At 44.6% G+C, this 2,434-nt stretch carries 1 pseudogene; it reads left to right on the top strand.

What is annotated here, in order from left to right:
• Nucleotides 1-816 precede the first annotated feature (816 nt).
• Nucleotides 817-1,839: pseudogene (locus MHN33_RS23675) on the top strand (IS630 family transposase).
• Nucleotides 1,840-2,434 lie beyond the last annotated feature (595 nt).

The raw sequence follows: 2,434 nt of genomic DNA, 5'->3' as shown, positions 1-2,434 counted from the left end.
GCGGTGTTGTCTATTCATCCATGAAGCTGGGTCCCATCGCGCGTCCTTGCGCTCATCTCAATGAGCTGCGAAGCGTTGCTTCGGTCTCATTTCGTCCATGTGAAAGTAGGACATTGCCAAGCACCTATTTAGAGGTCGACGAAAGACATTCATCCATGAGTATCATCGACATTCGTACCTCCTGTACATTAAAGCCCGATTCGAAAGAGTCGGGCTTTTTTGCGTTTGGAGTAAAGTACTTCCATGTAGTATCTCCCCTTCGCGCATCCATGCGCTCACTTCCTCGAACTGCGAAGCGTTGCTTCGGTTTCTCGTCACCCTCGCGTTCATTGCGCTGCGAAGCGGTGCTTCGGTCGCAATTCACCCTTGCGCAAAGTAAATGTACTCGCGTTGCTCGCAGTCATTGTACTTTGCACTTAATTCATCCATGAATATCATCGACATTTGTACCTCCTTGTACATCAAAGCCCGATTCGAAAGAGTCGGGCTTTTTTGCTATATGTGATTTAAAAAAGTTGCGTAACTTTCCAATCATAAAGCCCACACTAGCGTCATCCCGCACTTGATGCGGGATCTTCTAACAGGCCACACCGAGAGCATGAGCTGCACTGAGATCCGACAATCATTATCAGGCTCCAAGCAAGAAAAGCTCGATTCGAAATAGGTCGGCTTTTTGCGTTTAAGTCATTTAAAGAACTTGTAGACAGAGTGGTGTTGTCTATTCATCCATGATGCTGGGTCCCTTCGCGCATCTCGATAATTGCTCCTGCATTATTCCACTTCCCCACATCCATGTGGTAATGATTTTGCAGCCCTCTGATTTTATTAAGCTCTTCAAACAGACTAAAGATCCCAGAAAGGAAAGTGCGCATGCTCGCACTGGCTCATTTCTTTGAAGGTAAATCTCGCTATCAGATTGCTGAATACTTGAAGGTCAGTCGTACTCGCGTGAACTAATGGGTGAAAGACTATCTCGATCACGGCTTACAAGGTTTGGAGGAGCTACCTCGCTCGGGTCGCCCTTGCAAAAAACTGGATGATGCACAGCTGAAGCAGCTTAAAGCATATGTACTCGATTCTATAGACCGCACGGAAGGTGGCCGACTGACATTAGAAGATATTCAGCAGTATATATCGGGACAGTTTCACATAGAATACGAGTTGTCAGCCGTTCACAGACTGTTGAAAAGACAAAACTCCTCATGGCTCAGCAGCCGTTCAATCCATCCTAAAGGGGATCAAGCTCGCCAGGAAGCTTTTAAAAAACTTTGAGCTGGAAACGATCCTTCACACCCCGGGACACCTTCGTCCTGAACGTATTGATGTATGGTTTCAGGATGAGGCGCGATTTGGTTAGCAAACTTCAACAACAAAGGTATGGGCTGAAAAAGGCTCACGTCCAAGAGTCGTAAAGCAGCAACAATTCGAATATGCCTACTATTTGGCGCAATGTGTTCAACGACTGGTGAAACAGAAGCACTCATCTCACCTTTAGTGAATAAAGAAGTCATGTACTCTCACCTGGAGCAAATATCACAAAGGACTTAACCGGGAAGAATGGCAGTAGTCATCATGGATCGCGCAGCCTGGCACTTCGAAGATGGTTTGGTAAAAGGCTTGGGGAATGTAGTGATCATCAGGCTTGTGCCTTATTCACCGGAGCTAAACCCCATAGAACAAGTGTGGAGCTGGCTCAGACAGGATAAGCTATCAAACAGAAGCGTTGAAAACTACGATGACATTTTGGATCAGGTCAGTGAAGTATGGAATGCGTTTATCTTATGCGCTGACAGGGTGAAATCATTGTGCTTTAGGGACTGGATAAATCTAACGAGTTAATTATTCAAAATGGTACAAGTAATATCAATATAATGGACCGGGCACATACCACATCGACTACATGAGTAAGAAGTAGTGCTACTAATAACACTGATGCTGAAGGCATTCTTTGCGCTATTTGTATACGAAGCAAAACGACTAAAACTCACCGATGCAATTTTTATCAACTTTCTGACTCCCTCTATATTCAGTGTCATATATCCGGGAAGGAGAAGAAGCAGAATATTGGCTCTGAGCGCCTCTCATAATATGGTCTGTAGTGTTGTCTATTTGTAATCTTATCCACAGTTGGTTGTGTGTATCTTGTTTGTGCTTTGTGTGTATTCGGGGTTATGCGCGGTGATGACATTTTATCTAGAGAAAAATGAAAAAAGGGGTTGCATCGTTTTTCGATTTCCCTATAATGCGCATCCACCGACACGGGGAGCAACGCTGAGAAGCAAGGCGCCAAGTGACGGGGAAGCCAAACGGAAAGCTTAATTAAGAAAAATTAAATTTTCTAGTTGACTTTAAAAGTGAAGCGGTTAATATGGCGCTCCACTTCGCAGCAAGGCTGCGGTAACTAACCAGGGTTAGTTATTTTGTTCTTTAAAAA

It is taken from the genome of Pseudoalteromonas sp. OOF1S-7 (assembly GCF_022347765.1).
Classification (GTDB): Bacteria; Pseudomonadota; Gammaproteobacteria; order Enterobacterales; family Alteromonadaceae; genus Pseudoalteromonas.
This window is presented reverse-complemented; position numbering and strand designations above follow the sequence as displayed.